A 19,170-nucleotide genomic window follows, 5' to 3' on the forward strand; every position below is an offset into this window, starting at 1 on the left:
CGTTCTCCTTTTGCAATACCCGCAAGAGTAAGTCCGCTATGTGGGGAGATGTTGAAGTTATGTGAAGTGACGGTGAAGTGTGAACGAGGCCTCCACACCGCCTTGCGGACGGTTACGCAGTTCAACATTCCCTTTTAACAAACGCGCGACCTCGCTGACGAACGCCAGCCCCAGGCCACTGCTTTTATGCCCGTTTTCGCGCGGCAGCGAATAAAACCGCTCGAAAATACGCGGCAGCGCAAAGTCCGGGATCCCCGTCCCGGTATCGGTAACCGTCAGCGTGACCCGATCAGCCTGCGCCCGCGCGCTCAGGGTAATGGTTCCCCCCTCGGGAGTAAAATCAATGGCGTTATCGAGCAAATTGCCCAGCGCCTGCTCCAGCAAAGCGGGCTCCGCCGCAACGGTCAATGTCGATGGCATTATCTCCAGTGCGATCTTCTTTGTGGCGAGCTGGATGGCGCGCGCCTCGCTGACGTGCGCAAACAGCGCGTCAACCGCCACCGGCGAGAGTGTAATTTCCTGACGGTTCTCCAGCCGCGCCTGGCGCAGCAGCGTTTCAACCAGCACCTGCATCCGCGCATTCTGGCTGAGAATGTTGTCGGTGAAACGCTGCACGATGTCCGGAGGCGGGCCTTCGCGCAGGATTTCCGCCGCGCCGCGGATCGCCGCCAGCGGACTTTTTAGCTCATGGGTTAACGCGTAGACATACTGTTCGATGTAATTCTTCCCTTCCAGCTTCAGACGCATACTCTCCAGCGCCTGCGCCAGCTTGCGCAACTCACTGCTTCCCAACGCCGGCAGCGGCATTGGCTGATTTTCCGTCACCGAATCCGCATAGCGTGTCAGGCGGGCGATCGAGCGGTTAATCCACCAGACCATACCCGCGCCAATCACCAACGCAATACCGAGCAGGATCGCGCTCGCCCAGAGGATCCGCCGTTCACTGCGTTTAATGACCGGCGCCATCGCCGCATTTGGCTTACCCACGCTCAGTACGCCAATGATTTTACCGCCGTCCAGCACCGGCGCCGCGACATACATAACCGAACTTTCCGGGTCCGCGGGATCCTGTGGGGTACTGCGCGCGCCGTATTGTCCGCGCAGGGTTAACCAGACGTCGTTCCAGCGCGAATAGTCCTGCCCAACGGCCTTATTCGCAGAGTCGAACACCACTTTGCCCTGCGCATCGGTCATGTAGACGTGGTACTCGTTACGCACTTTATAGATACCGCTGATATTGGCGCGAAAGGGGCGATCGTGCAGCAGCGTGAACGCCTGCGCCAGTTGGCCGCGCGCCGGATCGCCAGACAGAAGATCGTCGCGCGCCAGCGCCGCCAACAGCGTCGCGGTGTCAATCAACGTTCCCTCGGTTGCGCGTCGGACGCCCGGTTTGATTTCCTGCACGAAAATCGACAGTACAAACCAGGCGGCAACGGCGACAATCAGGAAGTAACCGAGCAGCAGACGCATGCCAATGCGCATCAGAGGCTCCTCAGGCTGTAGCCCATCCCGCGATGCGTATTGATAGGCGAAAGATCCGGATTAATCGCGCGTAATTTAGCGCGCAGCGTTTTGATATGCGTATCGACCGTGCGGTCAAAAGTATCCTGCGCATCGGCCCAAACGATATCCATCAGTTGCTGGCGCGAGTAAACCCGGCCGGGTGACTGTAGCAACGTTTTCAGCAGTAAAAACTCATAGCGCGTGAGCGTCAGCGGCGTGCCAAACCAGGCAATCCCGGCGGCCAGTTCATTCAGTTCAAAATGACCAATAGTGACGACGGGAGATGGCGTGGAGAATTTTTTCACCCGGCGTAGCAGCGTTCGCACCCGGGCGCACACTTCCCGCGGCGAGAAAGGTTTCGCCACATAGTCATCCGCGCCGATTTCCAGGCCTAACAGGCGATCGACTTCATCACTGCGCGCCGTCAGAAAGAGAACCGGTAAGGCCGGATACCGTTCCAGCAGGCGTCGGCACAGTTCAAAGCCGCTGATATCCGGTAGGCCGACATCAAGAATCGCGACATCCGGACAACGCTGCCGCGATTTTTCCAGCGCGGGCAAGCCGCGCTCAAAGGCTTCAACGCGAAAACCTTCCTGCTGGAGCATGTAAATCAGGGTATCCGCAATGCCCTGTTCATCTTCCACCAGCCAGACCGAAACCTGCTGCATAATGCTTCCTTGTTACTGTCGCCACGGCATGATCGGCACCGCGCTAATGGCGTTTTTTGGCGACCCATCGACCACCTTGTCCGAGTAGGCCAGATACGCCAACGCGTTGCGTTTGGCGTCATAAAAGCGCACAACCTGTAAAGACTTGAAGACCAGAGAAGTGCGTTTTTTAAATACCACTTCGCCCTGCGCTTTGCCGTTTTTGATTCTTTCGCCAAGCTCAATCGGCCCCACCTGCTGACAGGATATCGCCGCGTCGGAGGTATCTTCGGCCAGCCCTAACCCGCCTTTAATTCCCCCGGTTTTGGCGCGACTGACGTAGCAGGTCACATTTTTCACGTCGGGATCGTCAAAGGCCTCCACGACAATTTTATGATCCGGGCCAAATATTTTGAATACCGTATCGACAGAACCAATCTGCTCGGCCTGCGCCGTTTGCCCCAACAGCAGCAGAAGTGAGGAAAGTACTAAGCTCTTATATTTCATATTGTTACCATTATTAAACATTACGCTGCGTAATTATTCGGCATTGTAGAATAAACTGTTTGTAGATCACAGGATTACAATAATCCCGCGTTAATAAGTCCGGAAAAAGCATTTATACGCAAAAAAAACACTGAATGCTAAAACAGCAAAAAATGCTATTATCCAGGTACCTGATGTCAGGTGCTCGTAGTTGAAAGGATGAGGAAATTTTATGGATCAGGCCGGCATTATTCGCGACCTTTTAGTCTGGCTGGAAGGTCACCTGGACCAACCTCTGTCGCTTGACAATGTGGCGGCAAAAGCAGGGTATTCCAAGTGGCATCTGCAAAGAATGTTTAAGGACGTCACGGGCCACGCCATTGGCGCGTACATCCGCGCGCGGCGTTTGTCGAAATCCGCTGTGGCCCTTCGCCTGACGGCGCGACCGATCCTGGATATTGCCCTGCAATACCGCTTCGACTCTCAACAAACGTTCACCCGCGCCTTTAAAAAACAGTTTTCCCAGACGCCTGCGCTGTACCGCCGTTCGCCGGAATGGAGCGCGTTCGGTATTCGCCCGCCTTTGCGCCTGGGCGAGTTTGCCCTACCTGAGCATAAATTCGTCACTCTGGAAGACACGCAGCTGGTTGGCGTCACCCAGAGTTATTCCTGCTCGCTTGAGCAAATTTCTGACTTCCGCCATGAAATGCGCGTCCAGTTCTGGCGCGATTTCCTCGGCCACGCCCCAGCGATTCCCCCGGTGCTGTACGGCCTGAACGAAACGCGTCCGAGCCTGGAAAAAGACGACGAGCAGGAGGTGTTTTATACCACCGCGCTCACGCCTGAGCAGGCGAACGGCTACGTACAGTCGGCGCAGCCAGTGCAGTTACACGGCGGCGAGTATGTAATGTTTACCTATGAAGGTCTGGGTACTGGCGTTCAGGAATTTATTCTGACAGTTTACGGCACCTGTATGCCGATGCTGAATCTGACGCGCCGCAAAGGTCAGGATATCGAGCGGTACTACCCGGCCGAAGATGCCAAAGCCGGTGACCGCCCCATCAATCTGCGCTGCGAATTCCTGATTCCGATTCGCCGTTAACGCTGCAGTTCATCCAGCGCAGGGGCGTCCAGATGTGACACGTCCCCTGCCGTTTCCACGACCCAGCCCGGCGCCAGCCACAGGCTTTCCTGATAATCCACCCGCGAAATCGAACAGTTGCGCAGGCGCAGACGACGCTCCGCCCAGGCGGGCAGACCGAGAATGGTGCTCACCAGGCAACCCAGCGCGATACCGTGACTCACCAGCAGTGGACGGCTCCCCTGCGGCAGCTCAAGGCACGATGCGAGCGCGGCATTCACCCGGACGCCCAGTTCCTGCATCGATTCGCCATCCGGGATACGTCCATCCACCGTCCCGTTGACCAACTGGCGACGCCAGTTTTCTTCTTCTTCGGTCAGAGAATCAATATGACGTTTTTCCAGCACGCCCATGTCCAGTTCGCGCAGCCGGGCGTCAAAGCGGATATCGCAGCCACATGCCTGGGCGATAATTTCTGCGGTGCGGCGGGTGCGCCCTAAATCGCTACTGATAATGTGGGTGATGCCGAGGGTTTTCGCGCGCTCACCGACCTGCATAGCCTGCTGTTCACCTTTAGCGGTCAGTGGACTGTCTGACTGGCCTTGAATGCGTCGCTCGGCGTTCCACTGCGTTTCACCGTGGCGAACAAGGTATACCTGTAACATGCTTTTTTTCCGTTATATACTCAAAATAATTTGAGCAGACTGCGATAAATTTTTTAAACCGAGCTTAATTATGCACCATGTCGTCTCAGCAACAACCAATCCTGCCAAAATTCAGGCAATTCTAAAGGCATTTGAGGAGATCTTCGGCGAAGGATCCTGCCATATCGAGTCCGTTGCCGTCGAGAGCGGCGTGCCGGAACAACCCTTCGGAAGTGCTGAAACGCGTGCTGGCGCACGAAATCGAGTAGACAATGCGCGTCACGCGCGGCCAGACGCCGACTTCTGGGTGGCGATTGAAGCGGGTATTGATGACGACGCCACCTTTAGCTGGGTCGTGATTGATAACGGCAGCCAGCGCGGTGAAGCGCGTTCCGCTACGCTGCCCCTGCCAGCCGCGATCCTCGAAAAAGTGCGGCAGGGAGAAGCGCTCGGTCCGGTGATGTCGCTTTATACCGGCATCGATGAAATAGGCCGAAAAGAAGGCGCAATTGGTGTGTTTACCGCCGGCAAACTGACCCGCGCCAGCGTCTATCATCAGGCGGTGATTCTGGCGCTCAGCCCGTTTCACAACGCAGTGTATTGATAGTCTCTGGGCCGGTTCAGGCGTCTTTCAGCAGCACCTGCTCCAGCCACTGACGCAGTTCGACCGGAGCGGATTTCAGGCTGTTTGAGCCGCGGGTGATCGTCGCAATGCCCGCTCCCAGCTCGTTTTTCAGTTCACGCTGGCTCATCTCGCCGCGTAAAAGTTCTTCAATAATTCGCACGCGGGTGCCCAGCGCTTCGCGCTCGTCCGGCGTCAGCATCAGCTGCAGCAGCGGCAGATGCAAATCTTCTGTATAAGACTGGCGGAGCAACTCCACAAAACGAAGCCACTCCTGATGACGTTGTTCGGCCATCGCCGATGAATAAGGGGAATGCTGGGTCATGTTATGCCGCCATTTGTACTCTTACACGAGTACAAATCATAACATAACCCGTCTGATTAATAACGTCTCTGCCACTCAGAATCGCTCATCAGCGTCTCTTTCTGCCCCATGAAATGGCGGTAGTACGCGTCGTAAGCCAGCACGTTCTTCACGTAACCGCGGGTTTCCGAAAACGGAATGCTTTCGACAAACGCCACGGCATCAATACGTCCGGCGCTGTTGCCAAGCCAGGTCCGCACGCGGCCCGGTCCGGCATTGTAAGCTGCCGAAGCGAAGATGCGGTTATTGCCAAACTGCTCGTACACATACTGGAGATAGTGCGTGCCGATATTGATATTGGTTTCCGGTTCGAGCAACTGGCTCTGGCTGTTGTAGCCGGGAATCGAGAACATCTTCACCGTATGCGTCGCCGTGCCCGGCATGATCTGCATCAGACCACTGGCGCCCACCGGCGATTTCACCTTCGGGTTCCAGGCGCTCTCCTGACGCGCTATCGCCATCGCATAGCTCTGCGGGATGTCTTTACCACGGGTATAGCGGGCAAACAGATCGTTGTAAGCCAGCGGGAAACGTTCTTCCAGATGATCCCACAGCTTGCCGGCGATCGTCGCCTGCACGCTCAGATCCCACCAGTGATTGTTGAAGGCGTAGCGTGCCAGCTGCGCCTGTTCGGTTTTGCTCCGACTGGTTACCAGATTCGCCCACTCGCTGCGCGCCGTGTTATCCAGATTCCAGTACATCAGCTCGCGCACCCGCGCCATTTCGGGTCCACGGGTCAGGTCGTTGTCGACATTCGCCGGGGCTTTGTCAATTTTCAGAACATACTCTTCCCCCAGACGTTGGGCGGCCACCATCGGGTAGAAGCCACGCTGCTGCATCAGCGCATGGAGGATCTCTTTGGCTTCAGCTTCACGCCCACGCTCCAGCAGTAAATCCGCCTGCCAGTAGCGCCACTCATCTTTCTCTTTCGCGTCCATCGGCAGCCGCGCAAGCCAGGTATTCAGCCCGCGACGATCGCCGGTTCCCAGCGCCATCCGCACACGCCGCTCCACAAGCGTAGTGGACTGCGAGCGCATGATCGCATCGTCGCGCCATTTTGCCTGCTCGTCAGTGACGTCATTCCCCATCAGTCGCCAGGCGACGATGTCACGCAGTTCCTGGGTTTGTTCTTCATTAAGCTGCTGCGCCTGCGCCAGCGACGGGATCATCAGCCGCGCGTTCTCGGCGTCCTGGCGAGCGACGCTGGCAAAGGCGACGGCAGCCATCTGACGGGTGAAATCCGTCGCGCCGGTGGTACGGGCGAAGGTCAGTACAGTATTGGGATCGTTAGCCAGCGAGATAATGGATGAGGCGATAGTCTGGTAGTCAGCGGGCATCTGCCCCGCCAGTACCGTCACCAGCCCGGTATTGCCCGCTTTCATCGCCAGGCGGATCCGCTCCAGGTAAGCCAGCGGATCCTGGGTTCCCGATGCGCGCCAGACGCTGAACAATTTGTCGCAGGCGTTCGGCTGGCTTTTTCCTGTCAGCCAGAGTTCTTTCGCCCCCTGCCAGGCCTCTTCCGTTTGCCCGGTGCTCCACCTGGCGTAATAGTAATTACACTGAGCTTCAGTGGTTCTCGGTTTATCAGGGCTGAAGGCTAACAGCCCGCGCCAGTCTTCACGTCGCGCCAGTTCATTGACAAAACGCGACTGCAGCGTGCGGGCCGGGGGCAGCGTTGGGTTGGCGCGCACAAAACGGGTCACCGTGATGGTCGGCTGGTTCATGAGATCGTCTGTAATCTGGCGGTATTCCAGGTAGGGGTACAGCGGATAATTCTTCAGGCCCGGCATCATCTGTTCCACCACGTCCATTTGCCGGTTATCCCAGGCCTGCTTAATCTGCGCATAACGGATACGCTGTTCGTCCAGGGAGTCGGCTCGCGCCGCCTGGCTTACCGCAAGCAGGCATACGCTGGCGGCAATAAAACGCCAGGTGAATGATTTGGCTTTGTCCACAAGCTCGTCCTCTGTTTGTCATTATTTCTGTGCAGCATCATGCCGCCTGATGGTTTTATGCTAACCAGTCATTGCCGTTTACGCCACGTCACGAACACTTTTTTACTTTTACTGAGAGTACGATCTGCTGGCTGGGCTTAGGGAGGGAAAAAGGCTACACTTCGCCTTTAACTACGATTACTCATCACGACAGAGAAAGAGGCGAGTCCAAAGTGGCCCAATTCGTTTATACCATGCATCGTGTCGGCAAAGTTGTTCCGCCGAAACGTCACATTCTTAAGAACATCTCTCTGAGCTTCTTCCCCGGAGCAAAAATCGGCGTGCTGGGTCTTAATGGCGCCGGTAAGTCCACTCTGCTACGCATCATGGCGGGCATTGATACCGACATTGAGGGTGAAGCACGCCCGCAGCCGGGCATTAAAATCGGCTATCTACCGCAGGAACCGCAGTTGAATCCTGAGCATACCGTCCGTGAATCCATCGAAGAAGCCGTGGCCGAAGTGGTCGGCGCGCTGAAACGTCTGGACGAAGTGTATGCGCTGTATGCCGATCCGGATGCCGACTTTGACAAACTGGCCGCTGAACAGGGCAAGCTGGAAGAGATTATCCAGGCGCACGACGGGCATAACCTGAACGTCCAACTGGAACGCGCCGCAGACGCCCTGCGCCTGCCGGACTGGGACGCCAAAGTCGCGAACCTTTCCGGTGGTGAACGCCGCCGCGTCGCGCTGTGCCGCCTGCTGCTGGAAAAACCAGACATGCTGCTGCTCGACGAACCGACAAACCACCTGGACGCCGAGTCCGTAGCCTGGCTGGAGCGCTTCCTGCACGACTTTGAAGGCACCGTGGTGGCGATTACCCACGACCGTTACTTCCTTGATAACGTCGCGGGCTGGATCCTTGAGTTGGACCGCGGTGAAGGTATACCGTGGGAAGGCAACTACTCCTCCTGGCTGGAGCAGAAAGATCAGCGTCTGGCGCAGGAAGCCTCTCAGGAAGCGGCCCGTCGCAAGTCAATTGAGAAAGAGCTGGAGTGGGTGCGTCAGGGCGCGAAAGGCCGTCAGTCTAAGGGCAAAGCCCGTCTTGCGCGCTTTGAAGAGCTGAACAATACCGAATACCAGAAACGTAACGAAACCAACGAACTGTTCATTCCACCGGGACCGCGCCTGGGCGATAAGGTCGTGGAAGTGAGCAACCTGCGTAAATCCTACGGCGATCGCGTCCTGATCGACGATCTGAGCTTCTCCGTACCGAAAGGCGCTATTGTCGGGATCATCGGTCCGAACGGCGCGGGGAAATCCACCCTGTTCCGCATGATGTCCGGTCAGGAACAGCCTGACAGCGGCACCATCACGCTGGGTGAAACCGTCAAGCTGGCGTCCGTTGACCAGTTCCGTGACGCAATGGATAACAGCAAAACCGTGTGGGAAGAAGTGTCCGGCGGACTGGATATCATGCGTATCGGCAACACCGAGATGCCAAGCCGCGCCTACGTAGGTCGCTTTAACTTCAAGGGCGTCGATCAGGGCAAACGCGTGGGCGAACTGTCCGGCGGTGAGCGCGGTCGTCTGCACCTGGCGAAGCTGCTGCAGGTTGGCGGCAACATGCTGCTGCTCGATGAACCGACCAACGACCTGGACATCGAAACCCTGCGTGCATTAGAAAACGCCCTGCTGGAGTTCCCGGGCTGCGCCATGGTTATCTCGCACGACCGTTGGTTCCTGGACCGTATCGCGACCCATATTCTGGATTATCAGGACGAAGGGAAAGTGGAGTTCTTCGAAGGGAACTTCACCGAATACGAAGAGTATAAGAAACGCACGCTGGGCGCCGATGCGCTGGAGCCGAAGCGTATCAAGTATAAACGTATTGCGAAGTAATCAGTCAATGTGCCGGATAAGACCCCGCAAGGCCTTATCCGGCTACAGGGATTAGTGCGCTTTCGCCGCCGTTGCCTGCTGTTGTCCTGCCGCAGGTTCCAGTTGGAACACCACATCAACCTGATCGTCAAACTGAATGGTCGCCTGCTCGTAGGTTTCCTGCGCGGAAGCTGGCGCCGCATCGGCTTTCATCATCCGTACCATCGGGCTTGGCTGATAGTTTGATACATGGTAACGCACGCTGTAAACCGGCCCCAGCTTGCTGTTAAAGCCTGCCGCCAGCGCCTGCGCCTGATGGATCGCATCGTCAATCGCCGCTTTACGCGCTTTATCTTTATATGCATTCGGCTGCGCCACGCCTAACGACACGGAGCGAATTTCGTTCAGTCCCGCTTTCAACGCGCCATCCAGCAGCGAGTTAAGTTTGTCTAACTGACGCAAAGTGACTTCCACGGTACGCACCGCGCGGTAGCCTTTCAGAATGCTTTTGCCGTTCTGATAGTCGTAGTCGGGCTGGGTACGCAGATTGGCGGAACTGATGTCTTTTTTCGCAATCTGGTTTTGCTCCAGGAAAGAGAGATACTGCGCAACACGCTCATCGGCCTGCTTCTTCGCCGTCGCCGCGTCTTTCGCCGCCACGTTAACCTCGATGGCCAGAGTGGCGATATCAGGCACTGCATCCACGCTTGCCGTTCCGGAAGTCACGATGTGCGGTCCGTCAGGCAATTCGCTCGCCTGCGCCGACAGTGCACTTAAACCAACTAATGCCGCCAGGGCCATCACTTTGAACTTCACAGTCGTTCCTCCTTGTTACGTAGGTTGCCCTGGGTTTCAGGGCGCATGCAGGCAAGCTTAGCGCGAAACGCCCCAATGTCCATCAGACAACGCTTAGATGAACAAAGCGTGCACGTGTGCGACCCCTTCCTTTGCTAACTGGAAAGCGATAAACCACATTATCAGACCGACCAACGTGTTGATAATTCGCTGCGCTTTCGCCGTACGCAGACGCGGCGCGAGCCACGCCGCCAGCAATGCGAGACCAAAGAACCATAAGAAGGAAGCGCTAACGGTGCCAAGCGCGAACCAACGTTTTGGCTCTACCGCCAGCTGCCCGCCGAGGCTGCCCAACACCACAAAGGTATCCAGATACACATGCGGATTCAGCCAGGTTACCGCCAGCATTGTGGCGATGATTTTCCAGCGCCCCTGTTTCATCACCTCCGCGCTGGCCAGCGCCAGATTGCTGCTCATGGCCGTCCTTAAGGCGCCAAAGCCATACCACAGCAGGAAGGCCACACCGCCCCAGGTCACCAGCGCCAGCAGCCATGGCGACTGCATCAGCAGCGCGCTTCCGCCGAAGATCCCGGCACAAATCAGCAGCAGATCGCTCACCGCGCACAGGAACGCAATCATGATGTGGTACTGGCGGCGAATCCCCTGATTCATGACAAAAGCATTTTGCGGGCCCAGGGGTAAGATCATGGCAGCGCCCAGAGCAAGCCCTTGAAAATAATACGATATCACGTCAAATATTCCTGAAGAAAGTCGCTATGGCGAAACTATAGCGCGGGAAGATTATTAGCGATAATTGAAAATTTTAATCGGGTATAAGAAAGGGTAATAGCAAGAGGGGAAATTGCCAAATGGCGGCTAACGCCGGCACCGGCCTGGAGACTGACAGGCCCGGTAAGCGTTAGCGCCACCGGGCACGTTTTACTCTGCCGTGTGTTCTTTTACACGTTTAAAATTAACGTCCATTTGCGGATACGGGAAGCTGATACCCGCGGCGTCAAACTCGCGCTTAATCCGCTCCAGTACGTCCCAGTAGACATTTTGCAGGTCGCCGCTTTTACTCCACACGCGCACCACAAAATTAATCGAGGACGCGCCCAGTTCGTTCAGTCGCACCGTCATTTCGCGGTCTTTCAGAATGCGCTCATCGGATTCGATAATCCCGGTCAGGATTTTCTTCACCTGATCGATATCCGAATCGTAAGCCACGCCAATAATAAATTCATTCCGGCGGACCGGCTCGCGGGAGAAGTTAATAATATTGCCCGCAATGATTTTGCCGTTCGGGATCACCACGATTTTGCCGTCGATGGTGCGCATAGTGGTAGAGAAAATCTGCACGTTCAGCACTGTCCCCGCCACGCCGCCAAGATCGACATATTCACCCGCACGGAATGGACGGAACATCACCAGCAGCACGCCTGCGGCAAGGTTTGACAACGAGCCCTGCAGCGCCAGACCGACAGCTAAACCGGCGGCGCCGAGAACGGCGATAACCGAGGCGGTTTGTACGCCAACGCGCCCCAGCGCAGCAATCAGCGTGAAGGCGATAATGCCATAACGCACCAGCGCAGAGAGGAAGTCGGCAACGGTGGCGTCAATATGGCGCGCCAGCATCAGACGGTTTACCGTGTTCGAGACGATACGCGCCACAATCATCCCGAAGATGATAATGGCGATAGCCGCAACGATGTTGACGGCATAGCTCAGCAGCAACGCCTGATTACGGACCAGCCAGGTCCCCGCGCCGTTAATGCTGTCGACAACATTCAAATCTTCCATTCGATGTTCCTTGGTCATGACAAAAAAGAGCAAATGAGATCAATCTCACGAAATAACCTCTTAAAGGTAAACAAAAACAAGTCAATATTCCATTTTCGTTACGTTCTTGTTTGAGGTAAGGCTATTTCTGGCGCTCTGCGGGGCGATCGACCATACGTAAATAGCCCCCAACCAGGGGCTGACGCTGTTTAAAAATATTGGCGATTTCGCTGACCACCTTTCCACTACCCGCATTTTTCCACGCCAGAGAAAGCGGAGAGGGCTGGCGAGGATTTGCGACGGATCGCGCCACCAGCGCCCCGGACTCCACGTACGGGCGGCATAAACGTTCAGGCAGAAAACCGACGCCCAGTCCGCTTAAATGACAGGCCAGCTTGGTGCTGAGATCCGGCACTTTGATCTCTTTTTGCCCGCTTAACAGCCAGGCCACGCGCCGGGTGAGCGTCCGCGAGGTGTCTTCAATATTGATAGCCGGGTAGCGCCGCAGCACATCATCCGATAATACCGCCGCCGGATGGCTGGCTAACGGATGTTGCTGCGCCACCACAAACTGCCAGGTGATATCCCCCAGCGGCAACAGCGAAATGTTGTTCGACAACGACTCAGAGCCAGTGACGCCAATCGCCAGTTGATAGTCGTCATACAGCAGCGAGTCCCAGACGCCCATATAGACCTGACGGGAAATCTGGAAGCGGGTAAAGGGAAAGTGTTGATGCAGCCAGGTCAGCAAATCGGCGGTGGTTTGCGGTTGATAAAGAAGATTATTGATGACGATATTGACCTGCCGCTCTACGCCCGCGTTAATTTGCTGCAACTCATCGGGCATCGCGTCAAGCCAGTTAAGCCACTGGCGACAATGTTCCAGCAAATGCTGACCCGCCAGCGTCAGGCTGACAGAACGCGTGGTGCGCAAAAACAACTGTGTTCCCACCTGCTCTTCCAGCGTTTTAATGCGATAGCTGATCGCTGCTGGCGTTTTATGCAGCGAGCTGGCCGCACGGGAAAAACTCTCCGTTTCAGCAACGCGAATAAAGGTACGAATGGTTTCCTGATCGAGCATGTTTTCCCCTTAAATCAACGGCCTGTAACCAGCGCTGCGCAATGGCTATCCCTAACATCATGTCGGCGCCAGAGGTGTGTCCCGTCGCCAGCAACCGACCAATCGCACGCTGTGGCGAACGCCCGGACTGTAAACGGCGCATAACCCGCAGTACGGGGGTAGAAAATTCCCCTACCCTGGCGCTGTTCAGATAGCTACAGCTTACCGAAGTTGTCAGCGAAGCGAGTTGATCGTTCGGGGGTAAAAAAAGCCGAACCGGCAGCGCGACGGCGTGAAAGACCGCCAACATGCCGGTTAACATATCATCTCCGCTGGGCGTTAACCCCGGCCCACAGCCAATCAGCCAGCGCCAGTCAGGCGCAACACCGGCCTGCCAGCGCGACAACTGCGCGGCTATTTGCGGGAAAACAGACAGTGACGCGACGGCACGATTAAGCGGGCCGCCAAGACCGGTTGGCGAGGTAAAAGGTGAGAGATCCGCTGGCTGTAAGCTCCCGGGCGTCAGGCGCAGCGTCAATTGCCGCAGTGGTCGTAGGGTCAGTCTCCGTCCATAAAGCTGTGCGTCCCGCTTGATCATTGTTGCATGCTGCGCGCACCGGGAGAAGACATCATCAGCCAGCAAGACGCCCGACGGCCCCATGCCTTTACCGTAGCGATACAATGTCAGCAGTTCGCCTCCGGCATGGATGAAATTGATCGCCTGCGAAAAACGGCTATGCAGCAGCCATTCGCCGTCAGGAAGCCGATTAAGCCCGGCACTGGCCAGCGCATTGAAGGTGACCATAACTTTGCTCCGCTATGCCGGATGGCGGCTACGCCTTGTCCGGCCTCCAACAGCGTTGCCATGCAGGCCCGGTAAGCACTGCGCCACCGGGCCATGACACTACGCGGTGATGTGATGTGCTTCCGCCAGCGCTTCCAGCGCTTTTTCAAAACAGAGCAGCGGCGCACGTACAGTGCCCGCGCCGACCTGGCCAATCCCCGCCTCACGATGCGCAATCCCGGTATTGATCAGCGGCGTAATCCCCGTTTCCACCACCCGACGAATATCCAACCCCAGGCACGCGCCTTTGAAATCCCAGGATGGGATCTGGAACAGCGGGTTGTGATCCAGATAAATTTCCGCCATCTCTTCAGAGGTTTCCAGCGCCGCGCCCATACCGCCCGCGCCGACAAAGCGCGTCACGCCGGGGGCGGCAATCATCGCCGCGCCGCCAATGCCCAGCGTTTCGGTAATGGCGCTGTCGCCGATATCCGGGTTGGCGTCAGCCTGGCTGTAGCCGGTAAAAAACAAGCCCTGCGGCGTGTTCACCGGCGCAGTAAACCACCGGTCACCCGTGCCGCTAACGCGAATGCCAAATTCGCGACCATTACGCGTCATCGCCGTGACAACGGAACCGGCCTTAATCTCTGCTGCCGCGTCCATGACCGCTTTGCTGTAAGCCATCGCCAGATTAAGGAAGAACTGATCGGTGACGCTGAGGAACTGCATCACGTCGACAATCCCGGCCTTTGGTCGGTCCAGTCCGGCGATCGCCGGTGACAACGTGCGAAGCAGCAGCGAAGAAGCGGCGATATTGCGCTGATGGAATTCGTCGCCCATGGTGATCGCCTGAGCCATCAACGCGGTCAGATCAACGCCGTTTTCCATGCGTGATAACGCCTCCTGCAGCACTGGCGCCAGCGTATCGCGCATCCAGCGAAGGCGGGTCTGGACGTCGTCGCCGTAAGCGCCAAAGCGCATCACTTTACCGATCCCTTCGTTCAGATTGCAGTACGACTGATTGCCGTGTACCGTGTCGCGCACCACCAGGACGGGCATATTTGCAGAGGTGATCCCTCCCATCGGCCCGACCGCGCCAACGTGATGACAGGGAATGAATGCCACTTCGCCCTTGTTTAACAGCGCCAGCGCCTCTGCTTCACTGGCCGCCCATCCTTCAAACAGCGACGCGCCAATACACGCGCCACGCATCGGGCCGGTCATCTCTTCCCAGGCGATCGGTGGCCCCGCGTGAAGCAGTTTTCGGCCTGTCGCCAGCGTCTCTATGACCTCTTTCGCCGGACGGACGGCAATCCAGTGCGGACGAGCAGCTTTAATGCGTTCAATAATGGCGTCGTTGGCCTGAGCAATAGATGAATACATATCGGTACCTCTGAAATTAATGTAACTGCTTGAGTAAACTGGCGAGACGGGCGTTGCCACCGGCAACGGGCGCCCACTGATAATGCACAACCGGCGTGCCGCTGCTTTGCAGATCCAGCGCGAAGCTGCGTAGCCCGGCGTTAATCACCTGAATGCCGTCCAGCAGAGCGCTATGACGGGTTGCAGAACCGACGTCCTGATGGCGCGTCAGGCTAACGGCAAGCAGAACGGCTTCTTCGAGGGTTTCCACCACCGCGATACCGGCAGCGCGCAAGATGTCGGTTTGATCACTACGTCCCTGCGGATCACCGTCGGTACCGGTCAGGGTGGCAATGGTGACCAAAGGCGCGTCGCGTTTCGCGCGGACTTGCTCAACGGCCTCAACAACCGCGCCTGCCGGGTCAGCACAGGCGCCATAGCCCAACACCACGTCCAGTAGCAGCACGCCGATCTCCGGCATTGCGGCCAGTTTTTCAATCTCAATACTGCGGGTGGTCGGGTCGATCATGGGATGTGGCCGGCCCAGGGTGTAGCTGTCATCGCCAAGATCGACAATGCGATGCCCTTCGGCTTCCAGCATGACGCCGTCGGCGTGCGTTTCGCTCACCGGGACGCCAAGCCCGGCAGACAGCAACATTGCGGCCTCTGCGGCAAGGGTGCCGCCGGCATACAGACCATAAATGGTTTTGCCCACCACCGCGGGCTGGCTGACGCGCTGTTGCGCAACGCGCATCAACAGCACCGCCAACTGCGCGGCATCTGACAGCGAATTTGCCAACCAGACGTTCCCTTCCCTGCGCCGTTCCGGCTTACTGCCGAGAAACAGCGCAACCACCGGTTTTCCAACCTTCTGCATCGCAGTAATAATGCGTGTTCTGACCTGCGGCGACGGCGGCTTTGAGACAAAAGCGATGACTCGTGTGGCGTCGTCACCAGCCAGCATCTCAAGAGCGGTTAAGGCGCTGATCCCGCCGACTTCCGCGCTGAGATCGCGCCCCCCCAGACCAATGGCGTGGCTGATCCCCTGATGGCGCAGCGCAATCTGCGACGTCACTTCCTGAATACCGGTGCCTGACGCGCCAATAACCCCGATTCCGCCTTCCGGCAGGACGTTGGCAAACGCCAGCGGACTACCGGCAATCATCGCCGTCCCGCAGTCCGGTCCCATCGCGATCAGCCCACGCTCGCGCGCCAGCGTTTTCAGTTCGACCTCCTGCGCCAACGGCACGTTGTCCGAAAACAGCATAACGTTCTTACCTGCCAGCAGCCCTTCTCTGGCAACTGACGCCGCGTACTCGCCGGCGACGGAAACCAGCAGCAGATTGGCCTGCGGCAGCTTCTGGCAGGCGCTTTCCCAACGGCGCGCTTTCAGCAATTGTTGCGAACTGCCTGACGCGTTAGCGATCGCGCTGAGTTCTTTTTCCAGTTGTTCACGAACGAGGTCAAGGATCCCCGGACGCGCCTCCTGAGTTCGCACCGCCACGCAAATATCGTTTGGCGTGGCGTCGGCAAAATCGTCGTGCCAGAAACCGGTGGAGTCCAGCATGGCTTTATTGGCTGGCGTTCCCATCATGACCGATACCTGATCCACTTCCGGCCGTTCGCTCAATTTGCGGGAAATAATCATCAGGCTGACCGAGTCCTGAAAACTTCCCTTTTTAATAAAGGCGTAAATCATTACCGCTACCTCTTATGTGCGTTTTTCTTTCAAAAACAGCATGGCAATCAGACCAATGCCCAACAGAATGGCTGAAACATAAAAACTGGAGGCCAGGCTACCGGTAATATCGCGCGCGGCCCCGGCAATAATCGGTGCAAGGATCGATGAACTCATGCCGATAAAATTAAATAAGCCAAACGCGGTGCTGTAATTATTTTCATCGACGCTGTCAGCAACCAGTGCCACCAGTACCGGATCCAGCGCCAGTTTGCCGACAAGGCCGTAAACGCACAGTGCGATCACTACCCCGGTCATATTGGGCATCCAGATAATTGACAGCATGCTGATAATCGCAACCGGCACGAGGAACATAATTAACGGTTTGCGCTTACCTAATTTGTCAGACAGGCTGGAGAATAACAGCGCGCCAGGAATTGAAATCCACGCCACCAGCGACGAAATAAAACCCGTTTCGCTACCGGCGATTCCACGTTCACTTTGCAGATAATACGGAAGCCAGGTCAGGATAACGAAGAATCCAAACAGGCTGCAAAACACCATAATATACGTCAACAGCAGATTACGGTTTTTCAGCAGGTCGCTGAATTTGCCTTTTTTAGCCTGTGTGCCATCGGTATCGGCGGTGCGTTTTTTCTCTTTGACCAAAAACCAGATCGCCAGGCCAACCAACACCGAGGGGATTGCCATCGCATAAAACGGCATCCGCCATGAATATCCCTGATCGTACACCAGCCAGCTCGACGTCATCAGCCCCAGCGCAATACCAAACGCCATGCCGCTGTTGATAATGGCGCTCCCCAGTGAGCGGTATTTTTTCGGGATCTGCTCGGAAGATAAGCCATACTGCGGGCCGTAATAGGTGCCTTCTCCGGCGCCTGTTACCACGCGGGCAAACAGCAAGGTGTACCAGCTTTTCGCCCAGCCGGTAACGGCCGTAAAAACGCCAAACAGAATAAATCCGGGCACCAGCACTTTTTTCTTGCCGATTTTGTCACCGAGAATACCGGCCGGAACCTGTAATAACGCATAAGAAAAATAGAACACCGAGTTGAGAATACCTAATTGCGTTCCGCTCAGGCCAAACTCTTTTTCCAGCTCGCCCATAACCGGATTCAATATTGTCCGGTCGGCATACATAAAAATCCATCCCAGCCAGAACAGGAAAATAGTGACCCACCAGGCCGGTATTCCTTTTTTATTTGTGACATCAGTCACTTCACATGAACCAGACATAAACTGTCTCCCGGTATTAAATTCCCCAAACGATGAGGATTGATGTTTAAACTGTCACTACCTTATCGGGCAAATCCCCCTTTTCTTTTGAACAAAGTCACACAAAACTCATTGTTATAAATTCCTGGGAACTGGCGTCTTAATTATTAAAAAATATCTAATAATCATTTTTAAAGGATTTTAAATAAACACGTGACGCATTAATCAGATATTTTTTGGGGTAACAGCTTTGTCGACGCAATCACAATATCCGTTCTCAATATCGCTATTTTTGCCGCGAGATAATTTATTTATTGAGGCTAAAATGAAAAAGAAACTGGTTATTGCTCTGGGCGGCAATGCGCTTTTGCAGCGCGGAGAGGTTTTGAGCGCGGAGAATCAGCAGCGGAGCATTGAGCTTTTTGCACAAACCGTGACAAGCCTGGCGCGTGACTATCAGCTGGTGATTGTTCATGGCAACGGACCGCAGGTGGGTTTACTGGCGCTGCAAAATGCGGCGTACACCGGTTCTCCCGCCTGGCCGCTGGATATTCTGGTGGCTGAAAGCCAGGGCATGATCGGCGTCGCTATTGCCCAGGCATTAACGCAATGTGCAGGCGGAACGCCCGTGACGACGCTGATGACGCGCGTGGAAGTCGATCCTGATGACGCAGCGTTCGCCACGCCCGGCAAATACATTGGGCCGGTATATCCTCCCGAACAGCAGACCGAACTGGAGAAGCGCTATGGCTGGACGATAAAAGCCGACGGTCAGCACATTCGTCGGGTTGTACCTTCCCCAGCGCCAAAAAACATTGTCGACGGTGATGCTATTCAAACGCTGCTGGCGGCAGGCCATACGGTAATCTGCTGCGGCGGAGGCGGCGTCCCGGTTGTAGCGCAGGGAGATAGCTATCGGGGAACCGAAGCGGTGATCGACAAAGATTTAACGGCAGCGGTGCTGGCATGTACTCTCGACGCCGATCATTTGCTGATCCTCACCGATGCCGACGCGGTGTATGAGCACTGGGGCACGCCGCAAGCGCGGGCATTGCGTCACGTCACGCCAGAGGAACTGGCTCCCTTCGCTGCGCCGGACGGCGCGATGGGCCCGAAAGCCGCCGCCGTGATCCAGTTTGTCAAGCAGAGCGGGAATGCGGCCTTTATTGGCGCGCTCAAAGATGCGCCGCAGATCCTGGCTGGCGAAAAAGGAACCTGCGTGACGCGATAATGTCTGTGTGCAGGATGCACGCTATCACCTCACGGGACGGATGAGGTGATAGCCCCCTCCGGCTGACGGACAAAAAAATGGCTT

Annotated in this window: 18 protein-coding genes; 4 read left to right on the forward strand and 14 right to left on the reverse strand. The window is 56.4% G+C overall.

Translation table 11 applies throughout. The features are described 5' to 3' along the window. Nucleotides 1-57 precede the first annotated feature (57 nt). The 3 genes from creC to creA are packed head-to-tail and all read right to left on the reverse strand — an operon-like array spanning nucleotide 58 to nucleotide 2,657. Nucleotides 58-1,482: a two-component system sensor histidine kinase CreC gene (gene creC, locus OOJ60_RS15020; RefSeq protein ID WP_199956952.1), complete on the reverse strand. Its 1,425-nt coding sequence runs from the start codon at nucleotides 1,480-1,482 to the stop codon at nucleotides 58-60. After that, on the reverse strand, nucleotides 1,482-2,171 hold the full coding sequence (gene creB, locus OOJ60_RS15025) for a two-component system response regulator CreB (RefSeq protein ID WP_042290262.1): 690 nt from the start codon (nucleotides 2,169-2,171) through the stop codon (nucleotides 1,482-1,484). Before creB ends, creC begins: the two co-directional genes overlap by 1 nt. Nucleotides 2,172-2,183: 12 nt before the next feature. Then, nucleotides 2,184-2,657, reverse strand: coding sequence for a protein CreA (gene creA / locus OOJ60_RS15030; RefSeq protein WP_042290339.1), 474 nt, complete (start codon nucleotides 2,655-2,657; stop codon nucleotides 2,184-2,186). A gap of 211 nt (nucleotides 2,658-2,868) precedes the next feature. On the opposite strand from creA, the gene robA reads away from it, so the two are divergent. Next, the gene (robA, locus tag OOJ60_RS15035; protein ID WP_060570772.1) at nucleotides 2,869-3,738 is read left to right on the forward strand and encodes an MDR efflux pump AcrAB transcriptional activator RobA; all 870 of its coding nucleotides are present in this window, start codon (nucleotides 2,869-2,871) and stop codon (nucleotides 3,736-3,738) included. Here the strand turns inward: robA and gpmB are convergent. Next, nucleotides 3,735-4,382 carry a 2,3-diphosphoglycerate-dependent phosphoglycerate mutase GpmB gene (gene gpmB, locus OOJ60_RS15040; RefSeq protein ID WP_042290266.1) on the reverse strand — a complete coding sequence of 216 codons (648 nt, stop codon included), beginning with the start codon at nucleotides 4,380-4,382 and terminating at the stop codon, nucleotides 3,735-3,737. The genes robA and gpmB overlap by 4 nt on opposite strands. A 70-nt stretch (nucleotides 4,383-4,452) precedes the next feature. Between gpmB and yjjX the strand changes: the two genes are divergently transcribed. Next, a complete protein-coding gene (gene yjjX / locus OOJ60_RS15045; protein ID WP_205612795.1) occupies nucleotides 4,453-4,965 on the forward strand; it encodes an inosine/xanthosine triphosphatase in 513 nt (170 codons plus the stop codon). A gap of 16 nt (nucleotides 4,966-4,981) precedes the next feature. On the opposite strand, the gene trpR is transcribed toward yjjX, so the two are convergent. Together trpR and sltY are read right to left on the reverse strand one after the other, a co-directional pair. Next, nucleotides 4,982-5,308 (reverse strand): trp operon repressor, encoded by a 327-nt coding sequence (gene trpR, locus OOJ60_RS15050; RefSeq protein ID WP_042290272.1) that lies wholly within the window; start codon nucleotides 5,306-5,308, stop codon nucleotides 4,982-4,984. Nucleotides 5,309-5,364: 56 nt separating this feature from the next. Beyond that, entirely contained in the window at nucleotides 5,365-7,302 is a 1,938-nt protein-coding gene (gene sltY, locus OOJ60_RS15055) for a murein transglycosylase (protein WP_205612796.1), read from the reverse strand. A gap of 212 nt (nucleotides 7,303-7,514) precedes the next feature. Here sltY and ettA point away from each other — a divergent pair, with 212 nt between their 5' ends. Next, nucleotides 7,515-9,182 carry an energy-dependent translational throttle protein EttA gene (gene ettA / locus OOJ60_RS15060; protein ID WP_042290279.1) on the forward strand — a complete coding sequence of 556 codons (1,668 nt, stop codon included), beginning with the start codon at nucleotides 7,515-7,517 and terminating at the stop codon, nucleotides 9,180-9,182. 51 nt (nucleotides 9,183-9,233) lie between these two features. Here the strand turns inward: ettA and OOJ60_RS15065 are convergent, their stop codons facing one another. From OOJ60_RS15065 to OOJ60_RS15100, 8 genes are all read right to left on the reverse strand, one after another. Beyond that, complete coding sequence (locus OOJ60_RS15065; RefSeq protein ID WP_042290281.1) at nucleotides 9,234-9,977, reverse strand: oxidative stress defense protein; 744 nt, start codon at nucleotides 9,975-9,977, stop codon at nucleotides 9,234-9,236. 93 nt (nucleotides 9,978-10,070) lie between these two features. Then, nucleotides 10,071-10,706: an arginine exporter ArgO gene (argO, locus tag OOJ60_RS15070; RefSeq protein WP_060570776.1), complete on the reverse strand. Its 636-nt coding sequence runs from the start codon at nucleotides 10,704-10,706 to the stop codon at nucleotides 10,071-10,073. Nucleotides 10,707-10,895: 189 nt separating this feature from the next. Then, nucleotides 10,896-11,756, reverse strand: a complete 861-nt coding sequence (locus OOJ60_RS15075; protein WP_205612797.1) for a small-conductance mechanosensitive channel MscS — start codon at nucleotides 11,754-11,756, stop codon at nucleotides 10,896-10,898. Between the two features lie 121 nt (nucleotides 11,757-11,877). Next, a complete protein-coding gene (allS, locus tag OOJ60_RS15080) occupies nucleotides 11,878-12,816 on the reverse strand; it encodes an HTH-type transcriptional activator AllS (protein ID WP_042290289.1) in 939 nt (312 codons plus the stop codon). Further along, nucleotides 12,773-13,600, reverse strand: coding sequence for a DUF2877 domain-containing protein (locus tag OOJ60_RS15085; RefSeq protein ID WP_042290292.1), 828 nt, complete (start codon nucleotides 13,598-13,600; stop codon nucleotides 12,773-12,775). Before OOJ60_RS15085 ends, allS begins: the two co-directional genes overlap by 44 nt. A 99-nt stretch (nucleotides 13,601-13,699) precedes the next feature. Further along, nucleotides 13,700-14,962, reverse strand: a complete 1,263-nt coding sequence (locus tag OOJ60_RS15090) for a DUF1116 domain-containing protein (RefSeq protein ID WP_042290295.1) — start codon at nucleotides 14,960-14,962, stop codon at nucleotides 13,700-13,702. Nucleotides 14,963-14,978: 16 nt separating this feature from the next. Next, nucleotides 14,979-16,640, reverse strand: a complete 1,662-nt coding sequence (locus OOJ60_RS15095) for an acyl-CoA synthetase FdrA (protein ID WP_205612798.1) — start codon at nucleotides 16,638-16,640, stop codon at nucleotides 14,979-14,981. Between the two features lie 12 nt (nucleotides 16,641-16,652). Continuing rightward, nucleotides 16,653-17,876 (reverse strand): MFS transporter, encoded by a 1,224-nt coding sequence (locus tag OOJ60_RS15100; RefSeq protein WP_042290298.1) that lies wholly within the window; start codon nucleotides 17,874-17,876, stop codon nucleotides 16,653-16,655. Nucleotides 17,877-18,180: 304 nt separating this feature from the next. Here OOJ60_RS15100 and OOJ60_RS15105 point away from each other — a divergent pair, with 304 nt between their 5' ends. Beyond that, complete coding sequence (locus OOJ60_RS15105) at nucleotides 18,181-19,086, forward strand: carbamate kinase (RefSeq protein ID WP_199956957.1); 906 nt, start codon at nucleotides 18,181-18,183, stop codon at nucleotides 19,084-19,086. The last annotated feature ends 84 nt before the right edge of the window (nucleotides 19,087-19,170 follow it).

The sequence above is a fragment of the Citrobacter sp. R4 genome (genome assembly GCF_026719175.1).
GTDB lineage: Bacteria > Pseudomonadota > Gammaproteobacteria > Enterobacterales > Enterobacteriaceae > Citrobacter_A > Citrobacter_A sedlakii.